Annotated in this window: 22 protein-coding genes; 16 read left to right on the top strand and 6 right to left on the bottom strand. The window is 65.9% G+C overall.

What is annotated here, in order from left to right:
* Nucleotides 1-42: 42 nt before the first annotated feature.
* Nucleotides 43-270, bottom strand: coding sequence for a sulfurtransferase TusA family protein (locus KUV38_RS07425; RefSeq protein ID WP_222469433.1), 228 nt, complete (start codon nt 268-270; stop codon nt 43-45).
* Between the two features lie 230 nt (nt 271-500).
* On the opposite strand from KUV38_RS07425, the gene KUV38_RS07420 reads away from it, so the two are divergent.
* The 3 genes from KUV38_RS07420 to KUV38_RS07410 are packed head-to-tail and all read left to right on the top strand — an operon-like array spanning nt 501 to nt 3,945.
* Complete coding sequence (locus tag KUV38_RS07420) at nt 501-1,259, top strand: cytochrome c biogenesis CcdA family protein (RefSeq protein WP_222469432.1); 759 nt, start codon at nt 501-503, stop codon at nt 1,257-1,259.
* Nucleotides 1,260-1,319: 60 nt separating this feature from the next.
* Nucleotides 1,320-2,576, top strand: a complete 1,257-nt coding sequence (locus tag KUV38_RS07415) for a hypothetical protein (protein WP_222469431.1) — start codon at nt 1,320-1,322, stop codon at nt 2,574-2,576.
* A 7-nt stretch (nt 2,577-2,583) separates the two neighbouring features.
* Nucleotides 2,584-3,945: a cytochrome P450 gene (locus KUV38_RS07410; protein ID WP_222469430.1), complete on the top strand. Its 1,362-nt coding sequence runs from the start codon at nt 2,584-2,586 to the stop codon at nt 3,943-3,945.
* A 14-nt stretch (nt 3,946-3,959) separates the two neighbouring features.
* Here the strand turns inward: KUV38_RS07410 and KUV38_RS07405 are convergent, their stop codons facing one another.
* From KUV38_RS07405 to KUV38_RS07385, 5 genes are all read right to left on the bottom strand, one after another.
* The gene (locus tag KUV38_RS07405; protein ID WP_222469429.1) at nt 3,960-4,178 is read right to left on the bottom strand and encodes a ribbon-helix-helix domain-containing protein; all 219 of its coding nucleotides are present in this window, start codon (nt 4,176-4,178) and stop codon (nt 3,960-3,962) included.
* A gap of 4 nt (nt 4,179-4,182) precedes the next feature.
* Nucleotides 4,183-4,968: a Hint domain-containing protein gene (locus tag KUV38_RS07400; RefSeq protein WP_222469428.1), complete on the bottom strand. Its 786-nt coding sequence runs from the start codon at nt 4,966-4,968 to the stop codon at nt 4,183-4,185.
* Between the two features lie 174 nt (nt 4,969-5,142).
* Nucleotides 5,143-5,766, bottom strand: coding sequence for an HD domain-containing protein (locus KUV38_RS07395; RefSeq protein ID WP_222469427.1), 624 nt, complete (start codon nt 5,764-5,766; stop codon nt 5,143-5,145).
* On the bottom strand, nt 5,756-6,016 hold the full coding sequence (locus tag KUV38_RS07390; RefSeq protein WP_222469426.1) for a hypothetical protein: 261 nt from the start codon (nt 6,014-6,016) through the stop codon (nt 5,756-5,758). The genes KUV38_RS07395 and KUV38_RS07390 overlap by 11 nt, the downstream gene beginning before the upstream one ends.
* An 11-nt stretch (nt 6,017-6,027) precedes the next feature.
* Nucleotides 6,028-6,684, bottom strand: coding sequence for an alpha/beta hydrolase (locus KUV38_RS07385; protein WP_222469425.1), 657 nt, complete (start codon nt 6,682-6,684; stop codon nt 6,028-6,030).
* 180 nt (nt 6,685-6,864) lie between these two features.
* Between KUV38_RS07385 and KUV38_RS07380 the strand changes: the two genes are divergently transcribed.
* The 13 genes from KUV38_RS07380 to KUV38_RS07320 all read left to right on the top strand — a co-directional run bounded on the left by KUV38_RS07380 (nt 6,865) and on the right by KUV38_RS07320 (nt 16,985).
* The gene (locus tag KUV38_RS07380; RefSeq protein ID WP_222469424.1) at nt 6,865-7,353 is read left to right on the top strand and encodes an Rrf2 family transcriptional regulator; all 489 of its coding nucleotides are present in this window, start codon (nt 6,865-6,867) and stop codon (nt 7,351-7,353) included.
* Nucleotides 7,350-8,360, top strand: coding sequence for a cysteine desulfurase family protein (locus tag KUV38_RS07375; protein WP_222469423.1), 1,011 nt, complete (start codon nt 7,350-7,352; stop codon nt 8,358-8,360). Before KUV38_RS07380 ends, KUV38_RS07375 begins: the two co-directional genes overlap by 4 nt.
* A 33-nt stretch (nt 8,361-8,393) precedes the next feature.
* Complete coding sequence (gene sufB / locus KUV38_RS07370; RefSeq protein WP_222469422.1) at nt 8,394-9,905, top strand: Fe-S cluster assembly protein SufB; 1,512 nt, start codon at nt 8,394-8,396, stop codon at nt 9,903-9,905.
* A 3-nt stretch (nt 9,906-9,908) separates the two neighbouring features.
* Nucleotides 9,909-10,085, top strand: coding sequence for a hypothetical protein (locus KUV38_RS07365; protein WP_222469421.1), 177 nt, complete (start codon nt 9,909-9,911; stop codon nt 10,083-10,085).
* 1 nt (nt 10,086) lies between these two features.
* Nucleotides 10,087-10,398, top strand: a complete 312-nt coding sequence (locus KUV38_RS07360; RefSeq protein WP_222469420.1) for a heavy metal-binding domain-containing protein — start codon at nt 10,087-10,089, stop codon at nt 10,396-10,398.
* A gap of 9 nt (nt 10,399-10,407) precedes the next feature.
* Nucleotides 10,408-11,334, top strand: a complete 927-nt coding sequence (locus tag KUV38_RS07355) for an FkbM family methyltransferase (protein WP_222469419.1) — start codon at nt 10,408-10,410, stop codon at nt 11,332-11,334.
* 181 nt (nt 11,335-11,515) lie between these two features.
* Entirely contained in the window at nt 11,516-12,016 is a 501-nt protein-coding gene (locus KUV38_RS07350) for a hypothetical protein (RefSeq protein WP_222469418.1), read from the top strand.
* A 12-nt stretch (nt 12,017-12,028) separates the two neighbouring features.
* Nucleotides 12,029-12,490 carry a hypothetical protein gene (locus tag KUV38_RS07345; RefSeq protein ID WP_222469417.1) on the top strand — a complete coding sequence of 154 codons (462 nt, stop codon included), beginning with the start codon at nt 12,029-12,031 and terminating at the stop codon, nt 12,488-12,490.
* Nucleotides 12,491-12,569: 79 nt separating this feature from the next.
* Nucleotides 12,570-13,325, top strand: coding sequence for a Fe-S cluster assembly ATPase SufC (gene sufC, locus KUV38_RS07340; RefSeq protein ID WP_222469416.1), 756 nt, complete (start codon nt 12,570-12,572; stop codon nt 13,323-13,325).
* The gene (sufD, locus tag KUV38_RS07335) at nt 13,325-14,632 is read left to right on the top strand and encodes a Fe-S cluster assembly protein SufD (protein ID WP_410001023.1); all 1,308 of its coding nucleotides are present in this window, start codon (nt 13,325-13,327) and stop codon (nt 14,630-14,632) included. Before sufC ends, sufD begins: the two co-directional genes overlap by 1 nt.
* A 10-nt stretch (nt 14,633-14,642) precedes the next feature.
* Nucleotides 14,643-15,164, top strand: coding sequence for a YIP1 family protein (locus KUV38_RS07330; RefSeq protein ID WP_222469415.1), 522 nt, complete (start codon nt 14,643-14,645; stop codon nt 15,162-15,164).
* Nucleotides 15,161-15,772 (top strand): Yip1 family protein, encoded by a 612-nt coding sequence (locus tag KUV38_RS07325; protein ID WP_222469414.1) that lies wholly within the window; start codon nt 15,161-15,163, stop codon nt 15,770-15,772. Before KUV38_RS07330 ends, KUV38_RS07325 begins: the two co-directional genes overlap by 4 nt.
* A complete protein-coding gene (locus tag KUV38_RS07320; RefSeq protein ID WP_222469413.1) occupies nt 15,765-16,985 on the top strand; it encodes a cysteine desulfurase in 1,221 nt (406 codons plus the stop codon). Before KUV38_RS07325 ends, KUV38_RS07320 begins: the two co-directional genes overlap by 8 nt.
* The last annotated feature ends 10 nt before the right edge of the window (nt 16,986-16,995 follow it).

Below are 16,995 nucleotides of genomic sequence, written 5' to 3'. Positions count from 1 at the left end.
ATACGAAGAGTGATAAGGGGGCGTGCCTTGCCGGGCGCGCCCCTATTTCTTTTGGATCATCCAGACCATGGCCGCACCCGCCTCTTCCTGCGACAGCAGCAGATGGCCCGACTCGGCGCAGTAATGCGGCATGTCGATCAGGGCGGCGGGATCGTCGGTTTCGATCCGCAGCACCTCGCCCGGCGCCAGCGCCTGAAGCCGCTTGGCGGTTTTCAGGACGGGCAAAGGGCAGAGCAGGCCGGTGGCGTCGAGATGGGCGTTGTGGGTCATGGCGCAAGGGGTAGCGGAAGGCCGGGGGATGGGGAAGGGGGCTGAGAGGGCCTGGTTTTCGTGGAGAGCGTGTTTTTCGGTGGCACCGTCATGCAGTGGGGGGCCAGCCCCCCACACCCCCCGGAGATATTTGAACCAAGATGAAGGGCAGGTGGGCGCGGTGATGCGCCACGGGGTTGTGAGGAAGCAGGGGGTTTTCGGCCCCGTGCGGGCGGCTTAAAGGGGAAGGCATGTTTGGCATCGACATCATGGACGCCGCGCTCTTGCCGGCCATTCTCATCGCCATCGTGGGGGGGCTGATCTCTTTCGTCAGCCCCTGCGTGCTGCCGATCGTGCCGCCCTATCTGGCCTATATGGGCGGGATCTCGATGGACGAGATGGAAGGCAGCGGCGCCTCTGCCGGGCGGCGGCGGGTGCTGGTGGCGGCGGGCTTCTTTGTGCTGGGCCTTTCGACCGTGTTCCTGCTGCTCGGCGCGGCGGCTTCGGCGCTTGGCGGCGTGTTCCTGCAGAACCGCGAGTGGTTCACCATGGGGGCGGGGCTAGTGATCATGGTCTTCGGCGCGCATTTTCTCGGCGTTTTCACCCTGCCGTTCCTGAACCGCGAGGCGCGGATCGATGCGGGCGACCGGGGCGGCTCGGCGATGGGGGCCTATGTGCTGGGCCTCGCCTTCGCCTTCGGCTGGACCCCCTGCCTTGGCCCGATCCTCGGCGCGATCCTCTCGATGGCGGCGATGGAGGGCGACGTGGCGCGCGGGGCCTTCCTGCTGGCGCTCTACGCCCTCGGATTGGGCCTGCCGTTCATCGCGGTGGCGGCCTTCTTCCCGCGGCTCAAGGGGCTGATGGGCTGGATGAAGCGGCACATGGGCCAGATCGAGCGGATCATGGGGCTGCTGCTCTGGACGGTCGGGCTGCTGATGCTCACCGGCGCCTTTTCGGATTTCTCCTACTGGTTGCTCGAGATCTTCCCGGCGCTGGCGACCGTGGGGTGACGCTCCCTAGTTTCGCCAAAATCCCTTGCTAAGAGCGCCGGAACGGCAAGGATAGGGGCCATGGCTGAGACGCGGGTTGAGCAGGATGTGGCACGCCGCCGGGTGATCTATATCCCCGGCTACGACCCGTTTCATCCGCGCCGCTATCGCGAGCTCTACCGCAAAGAAAGTGCCGCGCAGGCGGCAATCTCGGGCTATGAGATCAGCCAGCACGTCGCGAAGGGGCAGGGGCCCTTTGCATGGGGCGTGGAGTGCGTGGTTGGCGGCGCGCGGACCGAGGCGCAGATCGAGGTGCTGCTCTGGTCTGATATCGTGAAAGCCTCCATGAATCCTTCGATCCCGGCGACCTACGCCATGCTCCTGCGCACCGCATGTACCTATATCGCCTCTGGCGCGCTCTTTCGGCTGATGCGGCTGCGCAAGGGGCCCGTGATCGCCGCGCTTTACCCCATCGTCTTTCTGCTTGGGCAACTCCTGCTGGCCGTGGCGCTCGGCTATAACGCGGCGCGGCTGGGGGCCTGGGCGCTGCTGCAACTGCCGGTGCCGGTGCATCTGGGCACCACGGGAGTGATGCTCGGGATCATCCTTTTCGTGGCGGTCACCTGGGGCGTGCTCAGCTGGTTTCGCAAGCGGGACAACAAGTTCTTCGCCTATTACCTGATGCATGATTACAGCTACTCCGCCCGCGACAAGGGCGCCAACCCGCCGGAGTTGGAGGCGCGGATCGCTGCGTTTCGCGCGCGGGTGGAGGAGGCGCTGGCGAGCGATGTGGATGAGGTGCTGGTGGTCGGGCACAGTTCGGGCGCGCATATTGGCATCTCGGTGCTGGCGGACCTGATGCGCAGCGGGTGGACTCAGGGCAGCGGGCCGCGCCTTGGCTTTCTCACCCTCGGCCATGTGGTGCCGATGGTGAGCTTTCTGCCCAAGGCCGACCGGCTGCGCGCCGATCTGCACGACCTGTGCCAATGGGACCAGATCACATGGGTCGATGTGACCGCGCCCGGCGATGGCTGCGCCTTTGCGCTCTGCGATCCGGTGGCGGTGACGGGCGTTGCCCCCGAGCAGGGCAAGCGCTGGCCGCTGGTGTTCTCTGCCGCCTTCACCCAAACGCTGTCGCCCGAGACATGGGCCAAGGTGAAGCGGCGGTTCTTCCGGCTGCATTTCCAGTATCTCTGCGCTTTCGACCGGCCCGGCGATTACGACTACTTCCTGATCACCGCAGGCCCGCTCTCGCTCGGCACCCGCTATGCCGAGCGGATGCCCTCGAAATCGCGCATCGAAACCCCTGCCTCGCGCTATACCTCGCGGGCGGCGTGACGCCGCGATGAGCTGCCCGCATCTGCCGCCCAAGCCGCCCTCGCGGCCCGAGAAAACCTCGCTGCTCAACTACGCGCGGCTGTTCCGGGCCGATATCCTCTCGGCCCAGCCTGCCAAGCTCTACCGCGCGTGGATGGCCGAGTTCCGCACGCCGTTCTTCCGCAGCTACCTCATCAATCAGCCCGCGCTGGTGGACCTTGTGCTGAAGGAGCGGCCCGATGACTTTCCCAAGTCGGGGCGGGTGCGCGAGGGGCTGGCGCCGCTCTTGGGCAACTCGGTCTTCGTGACCAACGGCGAAACATGGAAGCGGCAGCGGCGGATCATCGACCCGGCCTTCGAGGGCGGGCGGCTGAAGGAGACCTTTCCGGCGATGCTGGAGGCGGCGCAGGCCTGCGTGGCGCGGATGGAGGCCCGGACTGGTGAGATCGAGGTTGAGGAGGAGACCTCCCACGCGGCGGCGGATGTGATCTTTCGCACGCTGTTCTCGATCCCGATCGAGCATGAGATCGCGGCGCAGGTCTTCTCCGAGTTTCGCGCCTACCAGCGGGCGCAGCCGATCTTGAATATCGCCGCCTTCCTGCCGCTGCCCCGGTGGTTTCCGCGCTTCCACAAGCGCGAGGTGAAGCGCACGGCGGCCTCGATCCGGCGGCTGATCACCGGGCTGACGGCGGACCGGGCGGCAGAGATCGCGGCGGGCAGGGCGCCGGACGATCTGGCGACCAAGATCATGACCACGGCAGACCCGCAGACCGGCGCGCGGTTCGACACCGAGGAGATGGTCGATCAGGTGGCGATTTTCTTTCTGGCCGGGCACGAGACCTCCGCCTCGGCGCTGGCTTGGGCGCTCTACCTGCTCGCAGCCTTCCCCGAGGTGCAGGAACGGGCTGCGGAGGAGGCGGCCGCGCTTCCGGAAAATCCAGGATTTTCAGATATCTCCGGCCTCAAGTTCATCCGCGATGTATTCCGCGAGACCCTCCGGCTCTACCCGCCGGTGCCGATGATGGTGCGGGAGAACGTGAAGCCCGAGACCTTCCGCGACCGGACGGTGAAGCACGGCAGCCAGATCGTTCTCAGCCCGTGGCACCAGCAGCGCAACGAGCGGCTCTGGAGCAATCCCGATGGCTTCGATCCGGGCCGTTGGGCGACCGAGGAGGGGCGGCGCTGCGGGCGGGAGGCCTATATGCCGTTCTCCGCCGGGCCGCGCGTGTGCACCGGGGCCGGGTTTGCGATGGTCGAAGGGCCGCTCATTCTGGCGATGCTGCTGCGGCGTCTGCGGTTCGGGACGGTGGAGGGCAGGGTACCCCGACCGGTGGCCCATCTGACGGTGCGGGCGGCGGAGGGCATTCATCTGAAGGTGTCGCGGCGGTAGGCTCGCGCCTGGGTTCAGCCCTGGCCCATGTGATGCCGCAGCACATAGACCCGGATGGCCGAGGCCAGGCCGCGCTCGATCCCGCGATCTGCATCAATTTCGGCGGCCAAGGCATTGATCGTCATACCTTTATAATCCGCAATGGCGCGGAAGGCGGCCCAGAACTCAGGCTCCAGCGACACGGAGGTGCGATGCCCGGCGAGGGTCAGCGAGTGCTTCTCTGGCCGGGCCATCTGCCTAGCCGCGCGCGCGGTCGCTCAGGCCGGGGCGGACGCGGGGGCCATAGGTTTCCATCTCGTGCTCCAGTTCCGGCAGCACTTCCATGATCTCCGACCAGAGGCTCGCCTCGGAGGCGGTGGGGCGCAGGTTGCCGGGGTGGAAGCTCTCCATCTCCAGCCCTTCGACCACCATCAGCGCGTGGCGCTCCAGCAGGATCTGAACGTAGGTGATGCCATTGCGCGGGATCGATTTGCAGAAGCCGTCGCGCCGGGTGAGAGCGGTGGCCGAGACCAGACGCTCATCTTCCGGGTCGGCGTTGGAGCGCATCAGCAGCCCGGCGTTGGGCGAAATCTCCATGTCCTGCCGCGGATAGGTGCCATCGATGCTGGCCGCCTTGATCCGCACCGGGCAGAGCGCCGGGCTTTGCGACAGTTGCTCGCGGGTGACCCGCGTCAGCCCGACCCATTTGACCTTGAGCGGCCCCAGATCCTTGGTTTCGACCACATCGCCCACGCTCAGTTGCCCGGCAGGCGTGGCGCCCTCGGGGGTGAGGATGCGGGCCTCGGTCGAGACCGCGCTTTCGAGCCATGTGCCCGGCTCGGGCATGCGGGTGAAGCTCTTGAGCGTCGGCTTCAGCGCCCGGCTGATCCGCCGGGCGTTGGGCAGAAGCTGCGCCAGCCCCGGGGCCGCATAGGCCTTGGAAAACATGCCGGTCTCGCTGACCGTATGTGCAGTGAATTCTTCGATGTCGGCTTGAATCTCGGCACGCGTCAGCCGCTGTGCCTGCGCCAGTTCGGTCCCCATTCCCGTCTCCGTCTCGCGGGGTAAACCCGCGCCTGCCTCATTGTTTTTGCCCGGTTTTCCGGGTCTGGGGCGAAGGTCGGGCTGAAATGTGGCGAGAATGTGGCGGGCTGCCGGGCCGATGTGTCATCCGACAGGGCTGTGGCAAATATACCCGGCGTTTTGCCCTGCCGGGCCTCAGCTGGCCTCGCCAGCAAAGAAGGCGCGGATACGCGGGCCGATCCAGCCCCAGAGGGTGGGCGCGCCACGCTCAATCGGCGGGCGGAGCCGGGCCTCGACCTGGCCGTAGCCCACGTTGAACGGGGTCCAGCTTGCGCCGCCGTTGGCGAGGTTCAGCACCGGGGGCTGAAAGCGGTCCAACGCCTTGGCAAAGCGCGCATCGGCGGTCTCTGCCGCCTCGAACTCGTCCCAGAGCGCCCGCAGCGCCGCGCCCTGCGCCTCGGGGAGCATCCCGAAGATGCGGTCGGCGGCGGCGGCCTCGGCGGCCTCGATCTCGGCCTGGTCCAGCCCGGCCTCGAAGATCGGCGCATCGCCTGCGTCGATCTCCACCAGATCGTGGATCAGCGCCATGCGGATCACCCGGTTGATATCGACCCCTTCGGGCGCCTCACCCTCCAGCACCAGCGCGAAGAGCGCGAGATGCCACGAGTGCTCGCCCGAGTTCTCGTGCCGCGAGCCGTCGGCCAGCTTGGAGGCCCGCTCGATGCCGCGCAGCTTGCAGGCCTCGGTCAGAAAGGCGATCTGCCGGTCGAGATCGGGGGTGCGATCGGGGGTAGGGGCGCCGGCGCCGCTAATGGCCATCGTCCATCAGCTTGGGGCCGGTGTCCTTTTCCAAGAAACCCTGCTCGATCTGCTTTTCCAGAAACTGGCGCGCCCGGCGCTCGGCGAGGCGCACGCGGATCGAGGTCATGAAGGTCTCTTCCATCGTCGGGGAGGAGATGCCCAGCTTCTTGGCCACGGCGCGGATCACGTCATCCTCCTCGCCGAGCTTGGCGGCGTGGTCGATCGTGTCTTTCGCCAGTTTGTCGGCGAGGTCTTCCAGAACGCCCATGCCGGCCTCCCTCAGCGCGTGGTTTCGGTCAGGCGGCGGCGCACGTAGGTGTCGACCTCGCCGAGCATCTCGTCCATGTAGGGATCTTCAAAGAAGTGGCCCGCGCCCTCCACCTCGGTGTGGGTGATGGTGATGCCCTTCTGCTCGTGCAGCTTTTCGACCAGCGTGTGGGTGTCCTTCGGCGGCGCGACGCGGTCGGCGGTGCCGTTCAGGATCAGGCCCGAGCTGGGGCAGGGCGCGAGGAAGGAGAAGTCATACATGTTGGCGGGCGGGCTGACCGAGATGAACCCGGTGATCTCGGGCCGCCGCATCAGCAGCTGCATCCCGATCCACGCACCAAAGGAGAAGCCCGCGACCCAGCAATGCTTGGCGTTGGTGTTCATCGACTGGAGGTAATCCAGCGCCGAGGCGGCATCGCTCAGCTCGCCGATGCCCTGGTCATATTCCCCCTGGGAGCGCCCCACGCCGCGGAAGTTGAACCGCAGCACGGTGAAGCCCATTTTGTGGAAGGTGTAATGCAGGTTGTACACGACCCGGTTGTTCATCGTCCCGCCGAACTGCGGATGCGGGTGCAGGATGATGGCGATGGGGGCGTCTTTGACACCCTGCTGCGGGTGATACCTGCCTTCGAGCCGGCCCTCGGGGCCGGGAAAAATCACTTCGGGCATACCTGACCTTTTTTGTCCTCTTTTATGCCCGGGGGCGGTTGACGTGGTCGCGGGGCAAATCTAGAATTATTCTAAATTGGCGCGACCCCACCCGAACGGGTGCGACGGAGGTAATCACCATTGCCTCTGTCGTCAATGCAATTTGGCCCCTCGGGGCTCTCTGCCGTAAGGATCAGGCGATTGAAGCTCTCGACCAAAGGACGCTACGCGATGGTTGCGCTGGCCGACCTCGCCCTGTCGCAGAAGGGTGAGTCCACGGCGCTGGTGTCGCTTTCAGAAATTTCCAAGCGGCAGAGCATCTCTCTGTCGTATCTCGAACAGCTTTTCGTGAAGCTCCGGCAGGCCGGGCTGGTGGAGAGCGTACGCGGGCCGGGGGGCGGCTATCGGCTGGCCCGCTGCCCCGAAGAGATCCGCGTGGCCGAGGTGCTGGAAGCGGTGGATGAGACCGTGAGCGCGCTGCACACCGGGGCAGGCTCCAAGGGTGCCGTCTCGGGCAGCCGGGCGCAGAGCATGGTCAACCGGCTGTGGGAGGGGCTTTCCTCCCATGTTTACGTTTACCTGCATCAGGCCACGCTGGCCTCGGTGATCGAAAAGCCGATGGCGACCTGCCCGGCGGTGCCCAACTTCTTCATGGTGGTGGACGAGGAAGAGGCGGAGGCCGAGGCGTGAGCCGCAGCTACCTCGATTTCAACGCCACGGCGCCGCTGCTGCCGGAGGCGCGGGCGGCGATGCTGCAGGCGATGGAGATCGTCGGCAACCCGTCGTCCGTTCACGCCGAGGGGCGGGCGGCCAAGGCCGCGGTCGAGCGTGCGCGGGCGCAGGTTGCGGCTGCCGTGGGCTGCAAGTCGCAGGAGGTGGTGTTTACCGGCGGGGCGACCGAGGCGGCGCAGGTGCTGTCAGGCGGCGCGGTGGTGGAGCCAACGGCGCATGATGCGCTCTGGGCCCACAACGTGCCCGAAGGCCGGATCTATGCGATGGGGCTGGCGAACAGCGAGACCGGGGTGATCTCGGAGGTGCCCGAGCCGCACCCCTGCGAGCTTTTGCTGCTCGACGTGACGCAGGCCGTTGGCCGCATCCCCTTTGCCTTCGGCTGGTCCGGCGCCGATCTGGCGGTGCTTTCGGCCCACAAGCTGGGCGGCCCCAAGGGGGTGGGTGCGCTGATCGTCCGCGAGGGGCTGGATATCGCCCCGCTGCTCAAGGGCGGCGGGCAGGAGATGGGCCGCCGCTCCGGCACCGAAAACGTGATTGGAATCGCGGGCTTCGGGGCCGCCGTTGAAGCGGCGGAAAAGCGGCTTGCCGCGGGAGACTGGGCGCGCGTGGCCAAGGCCCGCGACACTTTGGAAGCTCTGGTGGCAGAGGCCGCGCCGGAGACCATATTCATAGGGCAAGAGGCGAAACGCCTGCCCAACACCTCCTGCTTCGCCGCGCCCGGTTGGAAGGGCGAGACGCAGGTTATGTCGATGGACCTCGCCGGTTTTGCCATCTCCGCCGGCTCCGCCTGCTCCTCGGGCAAGGTGAAGGAAAGCCGGGTGCTCCGCGCGATGGGGTTCGATGAGGCCATTGCCCGCTCGGCCATCCGGGTCTCGCTGGGGCCCGACACCGTTGAAGAAGATATCGCCCGCTTTGCCGAAAGCTGGGCCGCCGCACACAGAAAACACCAGGCGCGGGTTGCGTGAAGAACGCTCCCCAAGCCGTTGAAAGGAAAGACGATGAACGATCTTGACGTGAAAGAAGGCGTGGACGCCGAAACCGTTGAAGCCGTAAAGGCGATGGGCGCCTACAAATACGGTTGGAACACCGACATCGAGATGGATTTCGCCCCGATGGGGCTGAACGAGGAGATCGTCCGCCTGATCTCCGCTAATAACGGCGAGCCCGAGTGGATGACCGACTGGCGGCTGCAGGCCTTCGAGCGCTGGAAGCAGATGGAAGAGCCTGACTGGGCGATGGTCGACTACCCCGAGATCGACTTCCAGAAGCAGTATTACTACGCCAAGCCTGCCTCGATGAAGGAAAAGCCGAAGTCGCTCGACGAGGTCGATCCGGCGCTTCTGGCCACCTACGAAAAGCTCGGTATCCCGCTGAAAGAACAGATGATTCTGTCGGGCGTCGAGGGCGCCGAGAGCGCCCCGGCCGAGGGCCGTAAGGTCGCCGTCGATGCGGTGTTCGACTCTGTCAGCGTCGGCACCACCTTCAAGGCCGAGCTGGCCAGCAAGGGCGTCATCTTCTGCTCCATCTCCGAGGCGATCAAGGAGCACCCGGAGCTGGTGAAGAAATACCTCGGCTCCGTCGTGCCGCAGGGCGACAACTTCTATGCCTGCCTGAACTCGGCCGTCTTCTCTGATGGCTCCTTCGTCTACGTGCCGCCCGGCGTGCGCTGCCCGATGGAGCTTTCGACCTACTTCCGCATCAACGCCGAGAACACCGGCCAGTTCGAGCGCACGCTGATCATCTGCGACAGCAACGCCTACGTCAGCTACCTCGAAGGCTGCACCGCCCCCCAGCGCGACACCTCGCAGCTGCATGCGGCCGTGGTCGAGATCGTTGTGATGGACGATGCCGAGGTGAAGTATTCCACCGTGCAAAACTGGTTCCCCGGCGACGAGAACGGCAAGGGCGGGATCTACAACTTCGTCACCAAGCGCGCCGACTGCCGCGGCGACCGCGCCAAGGTGATGTGGACGCAGGTCGAGACCGGCTCCTCGGTGACATGGAAATACCCCAGCTGCATCCTGCGCGGCGAGGAAAGCCAGGGCGAGTTCTACTCCATCGCCATCACCAACAACTACCAGCAGGCCGACACCGGCACCAAGATGATCCATCTGGGCAAGAACACCCGCAGCCGGATCGTCTCCAAGGGCATCTCGGCGGGCCGTGCGCAAAACACCTATCGCGGCCTCGTTTCGATGCACCCCAAGGCCAAGAACAGCCGCAACTACACCCAATGCGACAGCCTGCTCATCGGCTCCGACTGCGGGGCGCACACCGTGCCTTACATCGAGGTGAAGAATAACAGCAGCCGGGTGGAGCACGAGGCGACCACCTCCAAGGTGGACGACGACCAGCTCTTCTACTGCCGCCAGCGCGGCATGGACGAAGAGGAGGCCGTGGCGCTGGTGGTCAACGGCTTCTGCAAGGAGGTGCTGCAGGCGCTGCCGATGGAGTTTGCGATGGAAGCCCAGCAGCTTGTGGCAATCTCGCTGGAAGGGTCGGTGGGGTGAGCCATGAAGGCGGCCTTGATCGCGGCATTCACCACCGGGGCGTTTTGCGCCGTCTTCGCCGTGGGCGTAGATCAGGTGGCGGGGATGCTGCCGCTCGGGGCCGTGGTCTTGGTGTCCTTCGTGTCGGGGTTCCTTGGTTCGCTCTTCGCGCGCTTCGTCTGGCGCCAACGGGAGAAGTGAGATGATCGTTACCACCACGCCCTCCGTCGAGGGCAAGAGCATCACCGGCTACAAGGGCATCGTCACCGGCGAGGCCATTCTTGGTGCGAACATCTTCCGCGATCTCTTCGCCGGCATTCGCGACATCGTCGGCGGGCGTTCGGCGGCCTACGAGCAAGAGCTGGGCCGCGCGCGGGAGACCGCGCTGCGCGAAATGCAGGAGAAGGCCGCCGCTTTGGGGGCCAATGCGGTGGTGGGGGTCGATCTCGACTACGAGGTCATCAACAACATGCTGATGGTCAGTGCCTCGGGCACGGCTGTGACTCTGGGCTAGGAGCCACGCATGGCCTTGAACCGCAAGAAACGCGCCGAATGGCTGATCCAGAATCTGAATCTGGAGCGCGAGCTGAACGTGGCCGATATCGGCGCGCGGCTGACCAATGAGAAGCCCGGCTACCGGCTGATCATGGGCGCGGGGGCGGCGCAGCTTCATGCCTTCGAGCCCGAGCCGCTGGCTTTTGCCGAGCTGGAAGAGGCCAAGCCGGAGCGCACCACGCTCTACAACGCCGCCGTCGGCAAGCCGGGCAAGGCGACCTTCTATGCCCACCAGCTCGGCTCGCTCTCTTCGGTCTTCAAGTTCTCCGAGGCCTGCGCGCGCTACCTGAACAAGGGGTTCTGGACCAAGCGCGAGATCACCGAGATCCCGATGACCCTCGTGGCGCTCGACAAGGTGAAGGGTTTTCCCAAGCTCGACCTGCTGAAGATGGATGTGCAGGGCGCTGAGCTGGATGTGATGAAGGGCGGCCCCGAAACGCTCTCCGAGGCGGTCATGGTGATCCCCGAGGTGCGGTTTTACCAGATGTACGAGGATGAGCCGACCTGGGCCGAGCTGGATACAGAGCTGCGGCGGCAGGGCTTTGTGCTGCACAAGTTCCTGCACCAGAAGTCGGTTGTGCTCTCGTCGCGGCGCTGGAAGCAGTTCAAGCGCAAGGCGGGCAGCCAGTTGCTCGATGGCGATGCGGTTTACATCCGCAACATGGAAGCCCCTGAAAAGCTGAGCGATTTCCAGCTGAAGGCTCTCGCGCTGCTGGCCGATGCCGTTGCCGAAAGCTACGACCTCTGCGCCTTCTGCCTGACCCTGCTGCAGGATCGCGGGGCGATCGCCAGCCACGTTGTGGGCCACTACATGGGCCGGGTGCCCGAAGAGGCGTTGAAAGAGCCGGAGGAGGCGCCGCAGCCTGCCGATCCGGTGGGAGCTGCGAAAGTCTAGACGATGCAGGTCGCTGTTTCTCTCTCCTGCGCATCTGCGCCACAGCGCCGCCATGGCCCGGCGGGCGGTTTACCATGCCCGCCTTTCGAGACGCATTTTCCCCAATCCTGCCCCAATCGGTTGATAGTTGGTTCACCAACACGCAAGACCGACGATGAGGCTGAGGGCACCCGTGGCGAGCTTGGATACGTTCAACGACCGGATCTCCCGGATCAACAAGGGCAAGCAATGGGCCCCGGACGGCGTTGTGCATTCCCCGATCCAGCAGCAGCGTCGCAAGGGCAAGAACGGGCCGGTCGCGCGGGTGTTTCACACCGTCTCACTGCCGATGGCCTTTGCCATCGGTCTGCTGGCGATCTCCGTGGCGCGCTACGGGCGGTTGGCGGTGAGCGGCGTGCCCGAGGGCGGGCAGGTGCTGACCAGTACCTTGGCGGTGGATGCGGTGATGGCCGTGATTCTGACCTTCGTGCTCTGCCAGATCGTGCAGATGCGCTCGGTCACGCAGGTCGTTGTCGCCACGGTCGGCACCGGGGCCGGCACGCTCACCATGCATATGTTGGTGCATCGCGCGCCCGAGCTCTTTGCCCAGTTCTTCGGCCCGACATGGGTGAACGCGGTGATCTCTACGACCGATCCCAACACGGTGCTCTACGGGCACCTGTTGCAGCGGTTGCCGGTGTAGGAGGGCAGGGCGTTGGCGCAGCAGGACTTTCAGGCCCGTCTCGCCCGGCTGGATGCGCAGCCGAAAGCCGCGCCCGCCACGGCGGCGGAGCCTTCGGCGCAGGCCCCGGCACGGCCGGGGAGCGACGAGCCGGGCGCAGGGGATGTGGCCCGCGGCCTGATTCTGGGCGCGGTGGCCAGCCTTGGCGCCTCAATGGTGGAGTTTCACCTCTGGCTGGGCGGCGACGCGATGGCCTATCTGGAGGGCACGGGCGCGATGGTGGGCATCATCGCGATCATGGTCATCGCCTATGTGCTCTCGCAAGGCATAAGGGCGCGCGGCTTTCTGGGGCAGGGCGCGCTTGTGGCCGGGGTGGTTGGCGAGATGTCGGCCGAAACCATGCTGCCCGAGTTTGCCCCCGGCCTCTCGGCCGCGCTCTTCAATCAACAGTTCGTTTCGCTGGTGCAGGCGGGCTACAGCTTCTCGATCTTCTGACCGCATTCCACGGTCGGTTTCTCACACCCCCGGCACCCCTCTGGGTCGCCGGGCCATTCGCTTTGCAAAGGTAAGAAAAATGTTGGAAATCAAAAGCCTCCACGTCAAACTTGAAGAAGAGGACAAGCAGATCCTCAAGGGCGTCGATCTCACCGTCGAAACCGGCAAGGTCCATGCGATCATGGGGCCGAACGGCTCGGGCAAATCCACGCTCTCCTACGTGCTTTCGGGCCGCGAGGGCTATGAGGTGACCGAAGGCTCCGCCGTGATGGAAGGCGCCGACCTGCTGGAACTGGAGACCGAGGAGCGCGCCGCCGAGGGGCTGTTTCTGGCGTTCCAGTATCCGGTCGAAATTCCGGGCGTGTCCAACATGACCTTCCTGCGCACCGCCGTGAACGCGCAGCGCAAGGCGCGCGGGCAGGAAGAGATGAGCGCGACCGACTTCCTCAAGGAGGTCCGCGCCAAGGCCAAGAGCCTGAAAATCGATGCCGAGATGCTGAAGCGCCCGGTCAATATGGGCTTCTCCGGCGGTGAGAAAAAGCGCAACGAAATCCTGCAGATGGCGATGCTCGAGCCGAAGATGTGCATCCTCGACGAGACCGACTCAGGGCTCGATGTGGACGCGATGAAGCTGGTGGCCGACGGGGTCAACGCCCTGCGTAGCGAGGGCCGCAGCTTCCTCGTGATCACCCACTACCAGCGCCTGCTCGATCACATCAAACCCGACGTGGTGCACATCATGGCCGATGGCCGCATCGTCAAGACCGGCGGCCCCGAGCTGGCGCTCGAGGTCGAGCACAACGGCTACGCCGACATTCTGGCGGAGATGGCCTGATGGCAGCGCAATCCCGCAAAGAGATCATGGCCGCCGACCGCCGGGCGCTGGCCGAGGCGCGGCTTGCCGCCACGCCCATGCCCGCCGCCTCCGGCTGGTCCGCCACGCCCCGTCAGGAGGCGCTGAGCCGCCTCATCGACCTCGGCCTGCCGCACCGCCGCGACGAATACTGGAAGTTCACCGACCCGACCACGCTGAGCCAGCCCGAGCCGGTGAAGGCCGCCACCTTCGATCCGCAGGAAACGCTGATCTTCGGCGGCGTGGACCGGCTGCACTTGACCTTCGTCGATGGCGTCTTCGATGCCGAGGCCTCCGACAGCCTTGAGGGCGAGGGGCTCGAGATTGCCCGGCTCTCCGAGGCCGAGGCGGCTGATATTCACTGGGCGCAAAGCCTCTACGGCACGCTCGAGGCCCGTGGGCAGCAGCCCGTGGCCCGCCCGCTCGCCGCGCTCAACACCGCGCTGGCCAGTGACGGCATCCTGATCCGGGCGACCGGCAAGGTCTCCAAGCCCGTCCACATCACCTACCTGCACAATGCCGAGGCCTCCGACGCGATCCTGCATCACGTGGTCAAGGTCGAGGCCGGGGCCGAGCTGACCCTGCTGGAGAACGGCCCTGCCGCCGCCCGCTTCAACAAGGTGCTCGAGGTGGACGTGGCCGATACCGGCGCCTTCCACCACATCCGCGCGCAGGGCCGCGACCACGAGCGCCGCGCCGTCAGCCATATCTTCGCCCGTCTGGGGGAGGAGAGCACCTTCAAGAGCTTCACACTCACGGTGAACGGCGTGCTCACCCGCAACGAGGCGGTGATCGAGTTCACCGGCGACGATGCGGTGGCCCATATCGCGGGCGCCTGCCTTGGCGATGGCGACTTTCACCACGATGACACCGTGTTCATCACTCATGACGCGGTGAACTGCGAAAGCCGGCAGGTCTTCAAGAAGGTGCTGCGCAACGGCGCCAAGGGCGTGTTCCAAGGCAAGATCCTCGTGAAGGAAGGCGCTCAAAAGACCGACGGCTACCAGATCAGCCAGTCGCTCCTGCTGGACGATGACAGCCAGTTTCTCGCCAAGCCGGAGCTGGAGATCTACGCCGACGATGTCGCCTGCTCCCACGGCTCCACCACCGGGGCGATCGACGAGGACGCGCTGTTCTACTTCCTGTCGCGCGGCATCCCGCGTAAGGAGGCGCAGAGCCTTCTGGTGCTGGCCTTCGTTGCCGAGGCCATCGAGGAGATCGAGAACAAGGATCTCGCCGGTGAGCTGACCGAGCGGCTTGCCGCATGGCTCCAGCGGCACAGCGGCTGAAGGGCAGGGCATGGCCGTCACCACCAATATGCTGGCCAGCCTGCGGGCGCCGCGCGCCACGCTGCGCCGGATGCTCGCAGGCCCGCCCCGTGAGGAGCGGGCGCTGATGCTGCTCATGGCGGGCTGCCTCGTGATCTTCATCGCGCAATGGCCCCGGTTGGCGCGTGATGCCGAGCTGCAAAAGCTCGGGGCAGAAGCCGAGCAGCCGCTGCAAATGCTGATCGGCGGCACCCTGCTGGCATGGCTCTTCATCATGCCGCTGGTGTTCTACCTCGTGGCGCTGCTCTCGCATCTGGTGTGCAAGGCGCTCGGCGGGCGCGGCACGGCCTATGGCGCCCGTCTGGCCCTGTTCTGGACGGTGCTGGTGATCTCGCCTCTGATGCTGCTCTACGGCCTCACCCGTGGTTTCATCGGTGACGGGGCCGAGGCCACGCTGGTCGGCGCCATCGTCACCATCGCCTTCTTTGCCCATTGGGGCCTCTGCCTTACGGAGGCCGAGTTCGGCCCCTCCGCCGAAGGAGCCAGCGCATGACCAACGCGCCCAGCCTGCTGAAACTGCTCGAGCTCACCGCCCGCCGCCCGCGCGAGGCGATGGCCCGGGTGAAAGACATGCGCCTCGCCGCCTCCACCGCATGGCAGATCTTCGCCCTCGTTCTGGTGATCGAACTGATCTTCGCCCACGTGCTCGGCCTCATGATGGGGCCGGTCGAGATGCCGCAGGACAATGCCCTTGCCCCCGCGCTCGCCCTCAGCCCCATGCTGCTGGGCGCGGTTCAGGGCTGCCTGCTGATCCTCATGGTCTTCGGCATCCACTGGGTCGGCCGCGCCTTTGGCGGCAGCGGGCGGCTGGAGGATGCGATCCTGCTGATGGCGCTGCTGCAATTTGCCCTCATCGTGCTTCAGGCGGTAGAGATCCTGCTGATCCTCATCTTTCCGCCGCTGGCTGCCGGGGTGATGCTGTTCAATGTCTTCGTCTTCTTCTACCTGCTCACCAGCATGACCACCGAGCTCCATGGCTTCACCAAGCCGCCGCTGGTGTTTCTCGGCATCCTGCTTACCGGCCTCGGTGCCATCTTCGCCCTGTCGATCCTGCTCGCCATCATCGGCGTGACCATCCCCGGAACCCCGCCCAATGTATGACGTTTCCGCCATCCGCGCCGACTTTCCGATCCTCGCCCGCGAGGTGAACGGCAAGCCGCTGACCTATCTCGACAACGGCGCCTCAGCGCAAAAGCCTCGCGCAGTGATCGAGGCCGTCACCCGCGCCTACGAGATGGAATATGCCAACGTCCACCGCGGCCTGCACTTCCTCTCCAACCTCGCGACCGACAAATACGAGGCCGTGCGCGGCACCATCGCTCGCTTTCTCGGCGCGAAGGACGAGCACGAGATCGTCTTCACCACCGGCACCACCGAGGGCATCAACCTCGTCAGCTACGGCTGGGCCGCGCCCCGGCTGGAGGCGGGCGACGAGATCGTGCTTTCGGTGATGGAGCACCACGCCAACATCGTCCCCTGGCACTTTCTGCGCGAGCGGCAGGGCGTGGTCCTCAAGTGGGTCGAGCCCGAGCCCGACGGCTCGCTGCCTGCGCAAAAGGTGATCGACGCGATCGGCCCGAAAACAAAGCTTGTCGCCGTCACCCACATGTCCAACGTGCTCGGCACGGTCGTCGACGTGGCCGCCATCTGCAAGGCGGCCCGCGAGAAGGGCGTCGCCACGCTGATCGACGGCAGTCAGGCCGCCGTCCACATGCCGGTGAACGTCGAGGAGATTGGCGCCGATTTCTATGCAATCACCGGCCACAAGCTCTACGGGCCGAGCGGCTCGGGCGCGATCCACATCCGCAAGGACCGCATGGCCGAGATGCGCCCCTTCATGGGTGGCGGCGACATGATCCGCGAAGTGGGGCGCGAGGCCGTCAGCTACACCGACCCGCCGATGAAATTCGAGGCCGGCACGCCCGGCATCGTCGCCACCATCGGCCTCGGCGCGGCGCTGGAGTACATGATGGGGCTCGGCATGGAGCACATCGCCGCCCACGAGGCCCGCATCCGCGACTACGCGCGTGAAAAGCTCTTCGGCCTCAACTGGCTCACCGTGCAGGGCGACGCCGCGGGCAAGGGCGCGATCTTCTCCTTCACCCTCGAGGGGGCAGGCCACGCGCATGACATCTCGACCGTGCTCGACAAACGCGGCGTCGCCGTGCGCGCCGGCCACCACTGCGCCCAACCGCTGATGGAGCACCTGGGCGTCACCGCCACCTGCCGCGCCAGCTTCGGCCTCTACAATACCGAAGACGAGGTCGATCGGCTGGTTTCGGCACTGGAGCTCTGCCACGAGCTTTTCGCCTGAATTTCCCGAT

This window comes from Vannielia litorea, assembly GCF_019801175.1.
Taxonomy (GTDB): Bacteria; Pseudomonadota; Alphaproteobacteria; order Rhodobacterales; family Rhodobacteraceae; genus Vannielia; species Vannielia litorea_B.
Note: the sequence above shows the minus strand (reverse complement) of the source record. Positions and strands in the feature narration are given on the sequence as shown.

Coding starts and splice junctions, on each gene's coding strand:
- KUV38_RS07425 (WP_222469433.1), bottom strand. CDS start 270: ATGACCCACAACGCCCATCTCGACGCCACCGGCCTGCTCTGCCCTTTG.
- KUV38_RS07420 (WP_222469432.1), top strand. CDS start 501: ATGTTTGGCATCGACATCATGGACGCCGCGCTCTTGCCGGCCATTCTC.
- KUV38_RS07415 (WP_222469431.1), top strand. CDS start 1,320: ATGGCTGAGACGCGGGTTGAGCAGGATGTGGCACGCCGCCGGGTGATC.
- KUV38_RS07410 (WP_222469430.1), top strand. CDS start 2,584: ATGAGCTGCCCGCATCTGCCGCCCAAGCCGCCCTCGCGGCCCGAGAAA.
- KUV38_RS07405 (WP_222469429.1), bottom strand. CDS start 4,178: ATGGCCCGGCCAGAGAAGCACTCGCTGACCCTCGCCGGGCATCGCACC.
- KUV38_RS07400 (WP_222469428.1), bottom strand. CDS start 4,968: ATGGGGACCGAACTGGCGCAGGCACAGCGGCTGACGCGTGCCGAGATT.
- KUV38_RS07395 (WP_222469427.1), bottom strand. CDS start 5,766: ATGGCCATTAGCGGCGCCGGCGCCCCTACCCCCGATCGCACCCCCGAT.
- KUV38_RS07390 (WP_222469426.1), bottom strand. CDS start 6,016: ATGGGCGTTCTGGAAGACCTCGCCGACAAACTGGCGAAAGACACGATC.
- KUV38_RS07385 (WP_222469425.1), bottom strand. CDS start 6,684: ATGCCCGAAGTGATTTTTCCCGGCCCCGAGGGCCGGCTCGAAGGCAGG.
- sufB (WP_222469422.1), top strand. CDS start 8,394: ATGAACGATCTTGACGTGAAAGAAGGCGTGGACGCCGAAACCGTTGAA.
- KUV38_RS07365 (WP_222469421.1), top strand. CDS start 9,909: ATGAAGGCGGCCTTGATCGCGGCATTCACCACCGGGGCGTTTTGCGCC.
- KUV38_RS07360 (WP_222469420.1), top strand. CDS start 10,087: ATGATCGTTACCACCACGCCCTCCGTCGAGGGCAAGAGCATCACCGGC.
- KUV38_RS07355 (WP_222469419.1), top strand. CDS start 10,408: ATGGCCTTGAACCGCAAGAAACGCGCCGAATGGCTGATCCAGAATCTG.
- sufC (WP_222469416.1), top strand. CDS start 12,570: ATGTTGGAAATCAAAAGCCTCCACGTCAAACTTGAAGAAGAGGACAAG.
- sufD (WP_410001023.1), top strand. CDS start 13,325: ATGGCAGCGCAATCCCGCAAAGAGATCATGGCCGCCGACCGCCGGGCG.
- KUV38_RS07330 (WP_222469415.1), top strand. CDS start 14,643: ATGGCCGTCACCACCAATATGCTGGCCAGCCTGCGGGCGCCGCGCGCC.
- KUV38_RS07325 (WP_222469414.1), top strand. CDS start 15,161: ATGACCAACGCGCCCAGCCTGCTGAAACTGCTCGAGCTCACCGCCCGC.
- KUV38_RS07320 (WP_222469413.1), top strand. CDS start 15,765: ATGTATGACGTTTCCGCCATCCGCGCCGACTTTCCGATCCTCGCCCGC.